This is a genomic window from Flavobacterium flavipallidum, assembly GCF_038289905.1.
In the GTDB taxonomy this organism is placed as follows: domain Bacteria; phylum Bacteroidota; class Bacteroidia; order Flavobacteriales; family Flavobacteriaceae; genus Flavobacterium; species Flavobacterium flavipallidum.
Map to the genome: position 1 here is coordinate 1 of NZ_JBBYHU010000034.1, position 15,500 is coordinate 15,500.

Annotated in this window: 8 protein-coding genes; 2 read left to right on the forward strand and 6 right to left on the reverse strand. The window is 35.5% G+C overall.

What is annotated here, in order from left to right; genetic code table 11:
• Position 1 precedes the first annotated feature (1 nt).
• Positions 2 to 88 carry an IS3 family transposase gene (locus AAEO59_RS16380; protein WP_407934929.1) on the forward strand — a complete coding sequence of 29 codons (87 nt, stop codon included), beginning with the start codon at positions 2 to 4 and terminating at the stop codon, positions 86 to 88.
• 76 nt (positions 89 to 164) lie between these two features.
• Here the strand turns inward: AAEO59_RS16380 and AAEO59_RS13840 are convergent, their stop codons facing one another.
• From AAEO59_RS13840 to AAEO59_RS13860, 5 genes are all read right to left on the reverse strand, one after another.
• Positions 165 to 992: a GIN domain-containing protein gene (locus AAEO59_RS13840; protein WP_341701343.1), complete on the reverse strand. Its 828-nt coding sequence runs from the start codon at positions 990 to 992 to the stop codon at positions 165 to 167.
• Between the two features lie 85 nt (positions 993 to 1,077).
• Positions 1,078 to 1,806 (reverse strand): head GIN domain-containing protein, encoded by a 729-nt coding sequence (locus AAEO59_RS13845; protein ID WP_341701344.1) that lies wholly within the window; start codon positions 1,804 to 1,806, stop codon positions 1,078 to 1,080.
• A gap of 2 nt (positions 1,807 to 1,808) precedes the next feature.
• Positions 1,809 to 3,497: a PspC domain-containing protein gene (locus AAEO59_RS13850; protein ID WP_341701345.1), complete on the reverse strand. Its 1,689-nt coding sequence runs from the start codon at positions 3,495 to 3,497 to the stop codon at positions 1,809 to 1,811.
• Positions 3,494 to 3,832, reverse strand: a complete 339-nt coding sequence (locus AAEO59_RS13855) for a PadR family transcriptional regulator (RefSeq protein ID WP_341701346.1) — start codon at positions 3,830 to 3,832, stop codon at positions 3,494 to 3,496. Before AAEO59_RS13855 ends, AAEO59_RS13850 begins: the two co-directional genes overlap by 4 nt.
• Before the next feature lie 12 nt (positions 3,833 to 3,844).
• Positions 3,845 to 4,300: a DUF4870 domain-containing protein gene (locus AAEO59_RS13860; RefSeq protein WP_341701347.1), complete on the reverse strand. Its 456-nt coding sequence runs from the start codon at positions 4,298 to 4,300 to the stop codon at positions 3,845 to 3,847.
• Positions 4,301 to 4,448: 148 nt separating this feature from the next.
• On the opposite strand from AAEO59_RS13860, the gene AAEO59_RS13865 reads away from it, so the two are divergent.
• Complete coding sequence (locus AAEO59_RS13865; RefSeq protein ID WP_341701348.1) at positions 4,449 to 4,904, forward strand: DUF4442 domain-containing protein; 456 nt, start codon at positions 4,449 to 4,451, stop codon at positions 4,902 to 4,904.
• A gap of 64 nt (positions 4,905 to 4,968) precedes the next feature.
• On the opposite strand, the gene AAEO59_RS13870 is transcribed toward AAEO59_RS13865, so the two are convergent.
• Positions 4,969 to 15,108 carry an HYR domain-containing protein gene (locus tag AAEO59_RS13870; RefSeq protein ID WP_341701349.1) on the reverse strand — a complete coding sequence of 3,380 codons (10,140 nt, stop codon included), beginning with the start codon at positions 15,106 to 15,108 and terminating at the stop codon, positions 4,969 to 4,971.
• Positions 15,109 to 15,500 lie beyond the last annotated feature (392 nt).

The window sequence follows — 15,500 nt, forward strand, 5'->3', positions numbered from 1 at the left end:
TATAGATTACTATAATAATGAGAGAATAAAACTTAATCTAAAAGGAATGAGCCCGATACAATATCGAGCTCATTATTATCAAATTTAATTATAAATTCGTCTAAACTTTTGGGTGCAGTCTAAAATAACTTGAAACAGCCTCTTTTGTTTGAAATATAAAGAAATTATTTCTTAGCCAATTTGGCTTTATCCGTAAATTTATTCATTTCGATTTTAGCTTCACCATACAGTTCTGTTTCTGATCTTTCACCAGCATTAATGATAATTTCTTTTTTTGCATTTACGCTATTTTTACTTTGTCCTTCGGCGATTAATTCGATGGTTTTTATTTCTAATTTGCTAGCGTCTAGCTCAGAATTATTTTCTAAACGAATAAGACTATTATCGGCTTCTCCTTCGATTTTAGCTTTAGCTTTTTGATATAAATCGATATTTAACTCTTTAGTGGTGAGTAAAGATTTTAAGTCGGCTCCTTTGATTAATGCTATTTTAGTGTTTTCACTTTTAAGATTCAATTCTGTTTTTGAATTTCCATCTGCTTCAAGTGTAAAGTTCTTAATATTTCCATTCATGAAAATTTTTGAATCATCAGAAGTTTTTACTGTGAAATTGTCACTTAGTATTTCCTGGATGGCAGTAACTACTGCATCATTTTTTGAAATAATAGTGTTTAATTCAGATGTATAAGTAACTTTTACTTTTAAAGATTTATGTTTTACAATTTTTTTAGAGGTTGAAAGATGAAGTACATGATCAGTGACCTCAATGTCGATTACATCAATTAAATTGTCATCGGCTTCAATTTTTATTTCAGGATATTCACCTCTTTCCAGAGAAAGCTCAATATTATCTTCAACTTCAATAGTACTGAAGTTTTTTATGTTTTTATTTTTAGTCGTTGTTATTTTAGAACCGCTTATTTTTTCTTTTTTCTGAGCAAAAATAATTGAGGTGGTAAATAAAATTAAAAGTAGGATGCTTATTTTTTTCATTTTTTTTTTGTTTAGCTGCTACACAAATATAAAAAAATCGCCCACTTTTCAATGGGCGAATGTTGTTTTTTAACGTGAATTTAGTTTATTCTTTACTAATGTTTCCACCAGAACTTGTTGATTTTTCGATGTGTTTAGGATTGTTGTGGTATTCAATTTTTCCTCCGCTGCTGGCTTCTGCTGTTAAACTGACAATAGGGTGGATGCTTATTTTTGAACCACTCGAAGATTCGGCTGTAATGTTGTTTGCCAATAAATCTTCCGCATTTATATTGCTTGCACTGGTAGCTTCAGTTTCTAAGTTGAGTGCCATTCCTTTAATTTCAATTTTACTGGCACTGCTGCTATTGACTTTGATGTTGTCAATAGATAGTTGCGCTTCAATTTTTGCAGCACTCGAAGTGTTTAAGCCAATGTTTTCTCCTTTTAAAGTGTTTTTTGTCTTTATAAATGAAGCACTATTAGCTGTAAGTTCTTCGATAATTGGAGCTGTTATGTAAACTTTTTGTCCATGTTGACTATTATAATTTCCGTTTTTTCGGCTGATAATTAATACGCCATTTTTAACATCGGTGATAATGCTATTCTGTAGATTTTCATCGGCTTCAACCAGCACTTTTGTTCTGTCTGCTTGTTCAATTATTACTTCTATGGCGCTACCAACTTCAATATGGGTAAAGTTTTCTGAAATATTTCTTTTTTCAGTTATAACATTACCATTTCCCTTAATTGAATGTTGGTGATGATGATTGTTGCAGGAAATCAGTGTTACTGCAACAAAAGCAATCAGACTGTTTTTTAAAGATACTAACATGATTAGTTGGTTTTAATGATGATGCCGTCTTTATTGATTTTTAACTCCTGAAGATGTGATTTTGAATTCACTATTGTGTCTATTGTTTCATTTTCGGATGTGTTTTCCTCTGTGTTTCCTTCTCCAGGACAATTCATGCAATTAGCTTGTAATTGACCTACTTTGTAAACAGGTTCGAATGCATCGTAATTTAGCTCAAAAAAATCATTATCTGAACTGTCGTAATCCTGGACAGATTCGTCTACTTTAAAAATAGTACCTTCGATTAGAAATAAGGTGATTTCTATTTTTTGGTTTCTGAATTTGTTTTTTAAATCAGTCAATAGATAGTTGTCAAAAATCAGCTGATTTCCATCTATTTTATATTCGTATCGAATTTTTTCAGCATTTTTTCTGGCTTCAGAAAAAGATTTTCCTTTTGCTTCTTTTTCAATTTGAATATAACTGTAATTCTCGTTTGATTTTTTTATTTGAAAACGTACATCGTTCGAATATATAATATCATTATCAGTAGAATCGGTTGTGATTTTAAATTCGTCACGATCATAAATATCTCCGGCAAAGTATTCGTTGTATTTAAATTTAATTAATAAAGTATCTTTTAAAGGAATGTTTAAAGTTTCTTTTTTAACCACTCGGCCTTCCATAGCAAAGGCTGAAGCTTGTTTAATTCCTAAAGCGGTAACTAATGCAATGGCAATTATCCAAAGTGCAATTAAAGTATATTTTGCAATTGAACCAATTGATTTTGTATTGGGAGCTAGTAGTTTAAAACCTAATAAAGTTAAGAAAAAGAAAGGGATCCCTACAGCAAAAAACATTAGTAAGCCTAATACCCAAAATGGATAATCGGTAAAATTACCTGTTTCAATAAAGCCTTCCCATGGAAAATCAACAAATGTGTTGGTTCCTAAGGTGAAAACGCCAATTAATAAAATGGTTAAAGTAGACAATCCTGCAATAATTAGTAATATTCCAAGAAATTTTGCTAAAATCCCTAAAACACTCAGAATAAAATTTCCTAAGGAATTTCCAACTCTGTTAGCTCCTTTTTTTATCTGATTACCATATTTGTCATAATCAGCATTTTTTATTTTTTCAGAAACGGTTTCAAATTCTTCTCTTACTTTTTTTTCGATGTTCGAAATATTAACCGGTTCTCCGGTCATTTCTAATTTTTCTGAGGTAGTTCGTGCTTCAGGAGTTACAATCCAAAGGACAATATAGGCAATAATTCCAGTACCAAATCCAGCAAAAATTAAGAGTACTAACACAATTCGAATCCAAACCACATCAATACCAAAATAATGTCCAAGTCCTGCAGCTACACCGCCTATCATACCTTTCTCGCTATCACGATACAGTTTTTTTGTTCTGTAATTGTTAGGGTAAACTTGTTGTTGATTTTCAAAGCTTTTAGGTTCGTCTTCTATAATGTAATCTTCAGGTTGCCCCATGATAGCGATAATTTCATCAACTTCTTTTAAGCCTACTACATGTTTTTCGCTTATTTGTTTTTCATTCAACAATTCGGCAATTCTCATTTCGATATCTTTAATAATCTCATCCTGACCAGATGAGTTATTAAGTGAACGTTTAATTGCGTCAAAATAGCGGGATAGTTTTTGATATGCATCTTCGTCAATGTGAAAAAACATACCTCCTAGATTTATATTTACAGTTTTATTCATGACTCTGTTTTTTGGTTTGTGATTAGATTTACGGCATTAGACAATTCTGTCCAGGTACCATCAAGTTCGTTTAAGAAATTTTGACCTTCATCGGTTAATCCATAATATTTTCTGGGTGGACCTGAAGTGGATTCTTCCCATCGATAGGTGAGTAATCCATCGTTTTTTAGTCGGGTGAGTAAAGGGTAAATTGTCCCTTCTACGACTAATAATTTTGCGTTTTTCAATGTTTCTAATATTTCGGATGTATAGGCATCTTGTTTTTTTAGTACAGATAAGATGCAAAACTCGAGAACACCTTTACGCATCTGGGCTTTTGTGTTTTCAATGTTCATGATGTAATGTTGTTATTTGATAAAGTTAATCGTTAATGGATAATTGTATTTTTCTCCATTTGAAGCGTTAATGGCTGCAATAATAATCATGAAAAATTCAACTATTTTTAGAAGAAAGAATAAAATCACGCTTATAATTCCAATGGTCAGCATACTTACATTTTCGGCAAAATTTATTTTATTCCAAAAGAACTCGTGATTGTTTAGCAATTCTGTCCAATCCATACTGCTAAAAATTGCTATTGAAAAAGCTGGAATGGCAATCAACGCAAAAACCAATGAATAGATTAGTAAACTAAGTTGAAAGTTGATGATTTGTTTTCCGTTATGGTCAATTAATTCCGATTTTTCTTTTTTACTACTCCAAATAATAATTGGGAAAATAAAATTTCCAAATGGAATAAAGTACTGTGAAAGAGCACTTAGATGGGTTAAGGCTGCTATAGTTTTGTCGTTTTTTGTTTCCATATTTTTAAAGTCTAGTAATTTCTTATACAAATATATGTCTAAAAACAGGTATTATGTATTGCAAAGTACTTATAATTAACATATAATTAACATTTAAATCCAATCTAAACCTGACCAAATATTTTGTATATTGGTTAAAAACATGGCTATGAAACTCACAGCAACTAATCTTAACCGATTTTTATTCTTCAAATTACCCTCTGCATTTATTTGTGGTGTAAGAGTAGTAGAGATAACTTCTGAAAAATGTGTGGTCGCTGTAAAACACCGATGGATTAATCAAAATCCGTTTCATTCAATGTATTTTGCGGTTCAGGCGATGGCTGCTGAATTAACTACGGGAGCAATAGTAATGTTGCATATTGAGGAAAGTGGTCATCAAATAGGAATGTTAGTTGCTGGAAATAAAAGTGTATTTACTAAGAAAGCAACTGGCAAAATTACTTTTGTTTGTCAAAATCCAGATGCTGTTAAAACAGCTATTCAAAATACTATTACAACTGCCGAAGGACAAACTTTTTGGTTAAAGTCTATTGGAACTAACGAAAATGGAGAACAAGTGTCTGAAATGGATTTTGAATGGACGATAAAATTGAAAAAATAAAAAACACTTCCTTGGAGTTATAATACAAAGAAGTGCTTTTCTTACTCAGGGTTTGGTTTTTTCGCTATTTGATAATGATTTTCTCGGTAAATTCTCCTTTATCTGTTTTTATTAATACAAGATATACTGAAGAACTAACTTTATTTATTGGAATTTGAATTAAATTTTGATCTTTATCTGTAATATTCCATTTACCTATATTTTGTTTGGCTATATTGAATAAATAAACCGTTTTGATGGTAACATCAGTAAACGAGTTTTTAATATTCAATATTTGATTTTCATTAGTGTAGTAGCATATAATACCATTGCTGATAGTTGTTTCGTTACTATTAAAATTTTTGTTCATGAACTGTAACGAGAAACGGTTATTGTATTCACCTGGAGCTAAGTTTACAACAAAGTTTTCTTTTCTTAAATCAAAATATGTTTTAGTAACATTGTCATATACGTAAATATCAAGTGTATTAGGAATGTTTTCTAAAGCATCAATTTTGATTGTTGCATTACCTTCGTTGCTGATTTTTAGACCAAAAGGAATGATTTGGTTTGTATCTATACTTGGAATCCCCTGAATGATTAATGGTAAATTTTCTAATTGCCAGTACATGTCATTATCTTTTATTTCAATCATTTTAGCATCGTAACCCAAATCAAATTTATTAGTGGTATTTGGGTCAGTACCTAAAAGAATTTGTCGGTGGATTCCAATGGAAGTATCAAAACCAAGACGGATTTTCATTCTTTTGTCAACAGTTTCCTTGGCAGCAAAATAGTTTTTATCATTAGCCATTTTCATAAAAGTAGAATTGCCCGAAGCCTCTCTTACAAATGCCCGCTGGCTATTTTTGAAACTAAATGTTCCTCCCTGTACAGTACTGCCTCCTGTAGCGTCTATATAAAATGCTTGTCCCACAGGGATATAACGTTGAGGTATTTTTGTGCCTGTTGCACCATTATTTACATTTAATGGATCATCGGCTATGGCAGCGACCCCTCCAGTAAGAGTATAAGTGGCATAACCTCCTTCGTATTGGGCTAAAACATGATTGTTAGATAATCCAAAATGATCCCAAAAATAGAGTGCTCCGCCAAATGTATTTGATGTCCCTCGACAACCAGCACAATCCTTAAGGTTATCTTTTATGAATTCATCAGCGTCTAAAGCACTTGGGTAAGGATTTCCAACTAGGTAAGTTTGATTTAATGCAATGAATTTATTGATTGTACCTGAATTTGGTTTTCCAGTGAAAACATAATTTTGTTCGTCATTTATTGGTGCTGATCCTCCGGTTCCTTTCATCGTGAAACCATCAGCTACGGCAATAAGTCCAGTACTTGATTTATATTGCCATTGCCAGTAATTATCCCAATTAGTATTAGAATTAGGAGTAAGTGAACTATAAGTCCAGATCCAACGGTTACTAATTTTAATTGGATTTGAAATAGAGCTATCGGCAAAATAGGGTCCATCGCCAAATGTAATCGATTTTGGATTTGTTGTATCTGTTCCGTCTCTAAGAATATTTATCATAGAATAAGAAGAATTATTGGCAGCTCCGCGATTACTTACAGGAGAAGACCAATAGTTGTAATTAAAACTATTTTGTTTTCCTTGTTGGTCTCGTTCAATATAACCGGTACTGTTTTCTTCTAATGTGCTTTCGATAAATTGTGAAGTTGTATATTTTTTTTGAACCAACTGTGATTCGCCTACAAGATCAATTTTTCCATCTAATTTTAAATAATGTGTGATCCATAATCCATGACCTGCATTATATTCATCCTGAGTACCTGAATTTGTTATAATCAATTCGTTAGACATTACAATTAATCCTAATAAGTTCAAATCCTGAGTATTAGCGGTTATTTTATGGTTAGTTTTTACAATATTCCAATCAATTGGCTGGTTGTTAATTCCTAAGCTATTTGGAACATCCCAAACATCATAATTAGTCCATGTATTATCAGTGTTCCATGTTTGGTTAGAAACTCTTGAAGTATAAGGAATTGGAGCAGTTTGTTGAAGGCTTGAATTGATGTTGTGCAATCTTCCGCTTACACCTTTATAGGCGGTTAAGTCACCACAATTAGTATTCATTCGGTAATAACCAGTCAAATCATTCCATGTAACTGGATTATCTTCAATGCCATTGTTGTCAGCATCTAATCCTGAAATTTTTAAAGGAATCACAACTCCGTTTACATTCGTTCCTGAGGCTTCGATTTCCTGATTCATCATTTGTCTGATTTGCGCTATGTCTAAGGCTTTACTCCAAATTTTTACTTCATCCATCCAACCAGAGAAGAAATTTACTGCTGTGGCAGCAGATTGATCCATTGCTCCTAAAAGTGCTTTGGTAGAACTGTCGGATGGGGCGGGAGCAGTTCCATTTTTAGTAGCCAATTCCAATCCGTCCACGTAAAGTTTATAACTTGATCCGTCAAAAGTAATCGCTAAATGATACCATCTGTTAGTCCCTATTAGATTGGAACCGCTAGTAATTGAATTAGCACCTGCGGCATTGTACCAATTGAATTGCACTTGACCATTTACAATATTTAAGGCATAACCTTTAGTATTGTCACTACTGTTTTTTCTAGAGAATACAGTACGAGTACCATTTACAGCATTGGGTTTTACCCAGGTTTCGATACTAAAACTACTGTTGAGATTATAATTATCTTTAAAAGAAACATAATCGTTATTTCCATCAAAATCAACCGATTTACAATCAATGAAAGTGATGTTTTTATCGTCAAAACAACCATTAGTCAGCGTCCATCTTAATATGTATGTTCCCGGATCGGCGGTGAAAATTGCATCAGGGTCGGTCGTGCTTGAAAAAGTTGCCGAGTTACCACAGGATGTATTGGTAGCGCTTATAATGGACCAACTTCCTGTAATTCCAGTACCCGGATAATCAGTGTCTCCTGATGCAGTATCTGGTACGGTATATAAATTGGCTTTCCATGCGCCTTTGTTGTAATTTGTTACAGCTGTTTTAGTATTATCGTAAGCATTTAGTTGGATACTGTTTTCGCCACAATTACTGGCAAGTGGAGCATAATCTTCTCCGGCATAAGCCAAACTGGTGTTGACATTGACAAAATTAGTTCCGGCATCATTATCTGTTCTACAACCATTAACGAGCGTGGTAACACCATATTCTCTGATTCCTGGAGTTACTGGAGTTACGGTTGCTGTAGTTCCTCTGGCAATTATATTGCCGTCCTCGTCTGTCCATTCTAATTCATCATCAACCTGTGCAAAAGCAAAACCAACATCGTCAATTGCCCAACCACTTCCCACACTAAATGTTTGATTAGTTGTACAATTATTGGAGGAATGTTTTGGAAAAGTTAAATTGTTGCAAGTACCACCACTAGGTCCGGAATTGAAAGTGAATTTAATACGTAGTCCCGCAAGTCCTGCATATTGACCTAAATTTATTGAGGTATAACGAAATGCATCAGCTACAAGATACTGTTTTGTACAAGCAGAGCCTCCGGAGCCTTTATATGCATGAACTCCGGTCGTATGGCCAGCTGTTAAAATATCATTTTGCATCGTGTTAAGTGTTACTGTATATGTGTTTCCGGCATCGAAGGATAATTCAATTTTTCCAGAACCACCATTACAAAAATAATAGGCAGTATAGAATGTAATTATAGCTTCGCTGGATGTCATTCCGATGGTACTGAACACAGGAGTTTCTAAAGTAGTTACTCTATTAGCATCAACTGCATGAGCAATAGCAAATTTTGTATTGTCTGAGGTGTCATAATTGATTCCACTAAATGTTGTATTGGGATTATTTAGTGAATTTGTTTCTTTCCATGTAGGCTCGCTATTGTTATTTCCACTTGCAGGGAAATATCCATCTAAACTATCTACACGCCATCCATCTGGTTGAGCATAGTTGAATTTACCTCCTTTGCCGAATTGCCCTTCAGGTTGATCGTAAAAACTTTCAGCATTAATAGTTACTGAATTACCTAAACAAATATCTAGTGCAGAATGACTCACAATAATAGGAGGTTCATCAGGTGGTAAAAATCGTGCATAGGCTTCTGCCGATGTTTTTATTATAGTTGAATCATCTGCATCCGTAAGTCTTAATCGTACAAATGTATCGCTTGTTAACCCTATTAGGGTGTAAGTTAATAAGCCAGCTGTATTGGGTATGCTTGTCCAATTTTCGCCATTGTCGTTTGAATATTCCCAATTTAATATCTGTGAGGCTTGTAAATTGTATGTGCCTATGGCTTGTAATGTAAACTGTATATCCTTAGGAGTTGTCAATCCACCTGGACATGCAGTCACTTCCACTAAAGCACTAGGTGGTTGCGGATTATCAGGAACTGGATTTACAATCACTCCGGTTAAATAAGTATTAAGATTTTTGGGAGGTTCAACAGTAACAGTTGCAGTACAACTACTGGAATTATTGTTAACATCAGTTACAGTAAGTATAGTTGTTGCGGTATAAATATTTGGAGAATCAGCAAATGTACTAGGAGAAATGGTCATTGAGGCAATTCCGCATGCATCATTCGAACCATTGTCTATATCGGACGCTTTGATAGTAGCTACACGAGTAATGGCGTCAACCACTACTACAAAGTTTTTACAAATTACTGTTGGTGGCGTGTTGTCAATTACTGTAATGACTGCATTACAACTGGCGCTGTTACCTCCATTATCATAAACAGTAAATACAACATTATTAGCTCCAATATTACTACAAGTAAAGGCATTTGGAGTAACAGTCATATTGACAATTCCACAATTGTCAGAGGATCCATTATTCAGATTCCAAGCGGCAACATTTACAGTTCCGTTTGAACTTAGGTAAGCCGTATAGTTTTTACATACCGCTGTTGGAGGGATATTATCACTGGCATTTACTTTGAAAGTACAACTGCTGGTTCTATTTGAACTGTCTTTAGCAGTTAATGTTACAGTTGTTTGGTTAGCAGTTATTAAAGAACCTGCTGCAGGACTTTGAGTAATGGTTAAGTTACTATCGCAATTATCAGAAGTTGTAGCTAATGAAGTGTAATCTTGTAAAGTGTAATTGCAATTGGTGCCAAAATTAACATTTTGATCAGCAGGACAGCTTATAGAAGGGTTTTCATCATCAACAACAGTAATGATTTGGTTGCAGGAAGCGGTTAATCCAGCGTTATCAGTTACTGTCCAAGTTATTGTTGTGTTTCCTTTAGGAAATTGGTATGTTGTTGTATTAATTGTTACTCCAGAAACTTGGGCAATTACTGATGCAACCCCACAATTATCGGATGTGATAGGTGTACCAACGCTTACTGTAGTATAACAATCTCCAGTTCCGTTAGAGCTAGTGTTAACCGTTTTATTGGTAGGGCAAGTTATAGTAGGAGGAACATTGTCAATTACAGTTATTATTTGATTAGCTGTTGCCGTATTGCCTGAACTATCAGTGACAGTCCAAATTACTGTTGTGTTACCTAAAGGATAAGTAGTTGAAGGATGATTGTTTATTACTGAAGCTACTGAGCAATTATCGGCTGTAGTAGGAGTTCCTAAGTTTACTCCAGTTGCTGTACATACTGTATTTGTGTATACAGTTATATTTGATGGAGCAGTTATTGTTGGTTTAATATTGTCGTTTACTGTTATTGATTTAGAACCTGTATTGGTATTTCCTGCCGCATCTGTTACGATATAATTGATAGTGGTAACCCCTTTGTTAAAAGTGTAAGTTCCTACCTGACCAGCAGTAGATGTTTTGGTGGTTGCTCCGCTTAAGCTATAAGCTATAGTAGCTCCGGAGCAATTATCGGAGAATACAGCATCAGTAACCGCCACCGAAGCATTACAAAGTCCGGCATCAGTAGAAGCAGATTGATTAGTTCCTGCAGTTAAAGAAGGATTGGTAGCGTCAATAACAGTTATTGTTTTTGAGGCAGAAGTAGTAAGTCCTGCCGCATCTGTTACGATATAATTGATAGTGGTAACCCCTTTGTTAAAAGTGTAAGTTCCTACCTGACCAGTAGTAGAGGTTTTGGTGGTTGCTCCGCTTAAGCTATAAGCTATAGTTGCTCCTGAACAATTATCGGAGAATACAGCATCAGTAACCGCCACCGAAGCATTACAAAGTCCGGCATCAGTAGAAGCAGATTGATTAGTTCCTGCAGTTAAAGAAGGATTGGTAGCGTCATTAACAGTTATTGTTTTTGAAGCAGAAGTAGTAAGTCCTGCAGCATCTGTTACGATATAATTGATAGTTGTGATTCCTTTGTTAAAAGTATAAGTTCCTACCTGACCAGCAGTAGAGGTTTTGGTGGTTGCTCCGCTTAAGCTATAAGCAATAGTAGCTCCTGAACAATTATCTGAGAAAACAGCATTAGTAACCGCCACCGAAGCATTACAAAGTCCGGCATCAGTAGAAGCAGATTGATTAGTTCCTGCAGTTAAAGAAGGATTGGTAGCGTCATTAACAGTTATTGTTTTTGAAGCAGAAGTAGTAAGTCCTGCAGCATCTGTTACGATATAATTGATAGTTGTGATTCCTTTGTTAAAAGTGTAAGTTCCTACCTGACCAGTAGTAGAGGTTTTGGTGGTTGCTCCGCTTAAGCTATAAGCTATAGTTGCTCCTGAACAATTATCTGAGAAAACAGCATCAGTAACCGCCACTGAAGCATTACAAAGTCCGGCATCAGTAGAAGCAGATTGATTAGTTCCTGCAGTTAAAGAAGGATTGGTAGCGTCAATAACAGTTATTGTTTTTGAGGCAGAAGTAGTAAGTCCTGCAGCATCTGTTACGATATAATTGATAGTTGTGATTCCTTTGTTAAAAGTGTAAGTTCCTACCTGACCAGCGGTAGAGGTTTTGATGGTTGCTCCGCTTAAACTATAAGCTATAGTAGCTCCGGAGCAATTATCGGAGAAAACAGCATCAGTAACCGCTACCGAAGCAGTACAAACTCCTGTATCAGTAGAAGCAGATTGATTAGTTCCTGCAGTTAAAGAAGGATTGGTAGCGTCATTAATAGTTATTGTTTTTGAGGCTGCGGTAGTAAGTCCTGCAGCATCTGTTACAATATAATTGATAGTGGTAACCCCTTTGTTAAAAGTGTAAGTTCCCACCTGACCAGCGGTAGAGGTTTTGGTGGTTGCTCCGCTTAAGCTATAAGCTATAGTAACTCCGGAGCAATTATCTGAGAAAACAGCATCAGTAACCGCCACCGAAGCAGTACAAAGTCCGGCATCAGTAGAAGCAGATTGATTAGTTCCTGCAGTTAAAGAAGGATTGGTAGCGTCATTAACAGTTATTGTTTTTGAGGCTGAGGTAGTAAGTCCTGCAGCATCTGTTACAATATAATTGATAGTGGTAACTCCTTTGTTAAAAGTGTAAGTTCCTACCTGACCAGCGGTAGAGGTTTTGATGGTTGCTCCGCTTAAACTATAAGCTATAGTTGCTCCTGAACAATTATCGGAGAAAACAGCATCAGTAACCGCCACCGAAGCAGTACAAAGTCCGGCATCAGTAGAAGCAGATTGATTAGTTCCTGCAGTTAAAGAAGGATTGGTAGCGTCATTAACAGTTATTGTTTTTGAAGCAGAAGTAGTAAGTCCTGCAGCATCTGTTACGATATAATTGATAGTTGTGATTCCTTTGTTAAAAGTGTAAGTTCCTACCTGACCAGCGGTAGAGGTTTTGATGGTTGCTCCGCTTAAACTATAAGCTATAGTTGCTCCTGAACAATTATCGGAGAAAACAGCATCAGTAACCGCCACCGAAGCAGTACAAAGTCCGGCATCAGTAGAAGAAGATTGATTAGTTCCTGCAGTTAAAGAAGGATTAGTAACATCTTTAGCAGTAATCACGACAGTTTTAGAGTTGGTATTTCCGGCAGCATCGGTAGCCGTTACGGTTACAATGATAGTTGCGTTATGAACAGCTGCCTGAGTAGTTCCTGCAAGAGGACTTTGAGTGATGGTTATACCTGTACAATTATCGGTAGCAGTAGAACCGTCTACTAGATTTGGAATAGTAATCATGCAACTGGCATTCAAGTTTACATCCTGATTGGCTTCTGCAGTCAATACAGGATTAGTAACATCTTTAGCAGTAATCACGACAGTTTTAGAGTTGGTATTTCCGGCGGCATCGGTAGCCGTTACGGTTACATTGATAGTCCCGTTATGAACGGCAGCCTGAGTAGTTCCGGCAAGAGGACTTTGAGTGATGGTTATACCTGAACAATTATCGGTAGCAGTAGAACCGTCTACTAGATTTGGAATAGTAATCATGCAACTGGTATTCAAGTTCACATCCTGATTGGCTTCTGCAGTCAATACAGGATTAGTAACATCTTTAGCAGTAATCACGATAGTTTTAGAGTTGGTATTTCCGGCGGCATCGGTAGCCGTTACGGTTACATTGATAGTCCCGTTATGAACGGCAGCCTGAGAAGTTCCTGCAAGAGGACTTTGAGTGATGGTTATACCTGTACAATTATCAGTTGCTGTAGAACCGTCTACTAGATTTGGAATAGTAATCATGCAACTGGCATTCAAGTTCACATCCTGATTGGCTTCTGCAGTCAATACAGGATTAGTAACATCTTTAGCAGTAATCACGACAGTTTTAGAGTTGGTATTTCCGGCGGCATCGGTAGCCGTTACGGTTACATTGATAGTCCCGTTATGAACGGCAGCCTGAGTAGTTCCGGCAAGAGGACTTTGAGTGATGGTTATACCTGAACAATTATCGGTAGCAGTAGAACCGTCTACTAGATTTGGAATAGTAATCATGCAACTGGTATTCAAGTTCACATCCTGATTGGCTTCTGCAGTCAATACAGGATTAGTAACATCTTTAGCAGTAATCACGATAGTTTTAGAGTTGGTATTTCCGGCGGCATCGGTAGCCGTTACGGTTACATTGATAGTCCCGTTATGAACGGCAGCCTGAGAAGTTCCTGCAAGAGGACTTTGAGTGATGGTTATACCTGTACAATTATCGGTAGCAGTAGAACCGTCTACTAGATTTGGAATAGTAATCATGCAACTGGCATTCAAGTTTACATCCTGATTGGCTTCTGCAGTCAATACAGGATTAGTAACATCTTTAGCAGTAATCACGACAGTTTTAGAGTTGGTATTTCCGGCGGCATCGGTAGCCGTTACGGTTACATTGATAGTCCCGTTATGAACGGCAGCCTGAGTTGTTCCTGCAAGAGGACTTTGAGTGATGGTTATACCTGAACAATTATCGGTAGCAGTAGAACCGTCTACTAGATTTGGAATAGTAATCATGCAACTGGCATTCAAGTTCACATCCTGATTGGCTTCTGCAGTCAATACAGGATTAGTCGTATCAATAATATTAAAAGCACGGGTTTCAACATTTGTTGCAGAAGCAGTAGTGGTAATTTCTAATCCAATTAGATATTGTCCAATAATTGTGGGTGTAAATGAAGTAGCTGTTGTTTGAGAATCATCCGTTAATGAACCTGTGCTTAATGTTGTTATGAAGCCATTTGGATCTCTAATGGTCCATTTGTATGTTACATTAGTTTCGGTTCCTGTATAACCTCCTATAAGATTAATTAAAGTACAACCTTCAATAGTAACAGGTCCTGACGCAGGAGTTGTAATTTCGGCGTTTACATTTCCTCCTGATGCTACAACTTCACCGAATGTGTAAACTGATGAACCGCCACCTACACAAGCGGCATATTTTTTTGTACCAATGTATATTTCGTCATTATTCGTACAGCTACCTGTAAAATTCCCTCCATTTTCTAAAGTAATTACAGCTGTCGAAGGAAGATTAAGTCTGATTTTATTTGAATTAAAATTTAAAATTCCTCCGTTTATATCTAAAGTATTTGTTTCTAAAGTTATTGTATTTGGAGAAGAAGAAGGATTTAAATTTAATGTGCCGTTAACTATTAAATTCCCCATCGAAACGGTAACCAGATTGGATGAAATGGTTATAATATGTCCGGTTTTTATTGTAATGTTATAAGTTCCTGCAATTTGTCCCGGGTAAGTAGTCGCTGCAGTCCATGAACCACCCGAATAAATTTCCCATGAGGAAACTGATTCCCAATTGCCCGCAGTTTTTGATTGAAAATCACCATCAACTTGACTATAAGTTGTAATTAGGCTAAAGAATATAAATAATAGCAATAAGTAGTTTTGTTTCATGATTCATACAGTTTAAATTCAGAAAACAACTTTTAATTCTTTTGTTTTGCTTCAACAGAATTTGTTGATTTAGCACCAAGAAGTATTTTGAGATTATTCAATAAATAAATCTCTTCTAGAGTAAAAAGATGAATGCTTTTGAGTTTAAAACTCAAAAAACAGCTAGGGGTCAATTTGTTTGGAAGTCACTAATTAAAGTGATGATATAAATTTAAAAAATTTGTAGCCGAAACTGCAGTTTAATCGATAACGAGTAGGATAACTCGATAAAGTACATTTAATTTTAAATGCATCGTTTTGAAAGTATTATGTTACGAGAGTTAGATGAAATGATAAGATTTTTAATACTTTGTTAGGTTTTGTTGCTGACTAACTTACAGAATTGAATAATC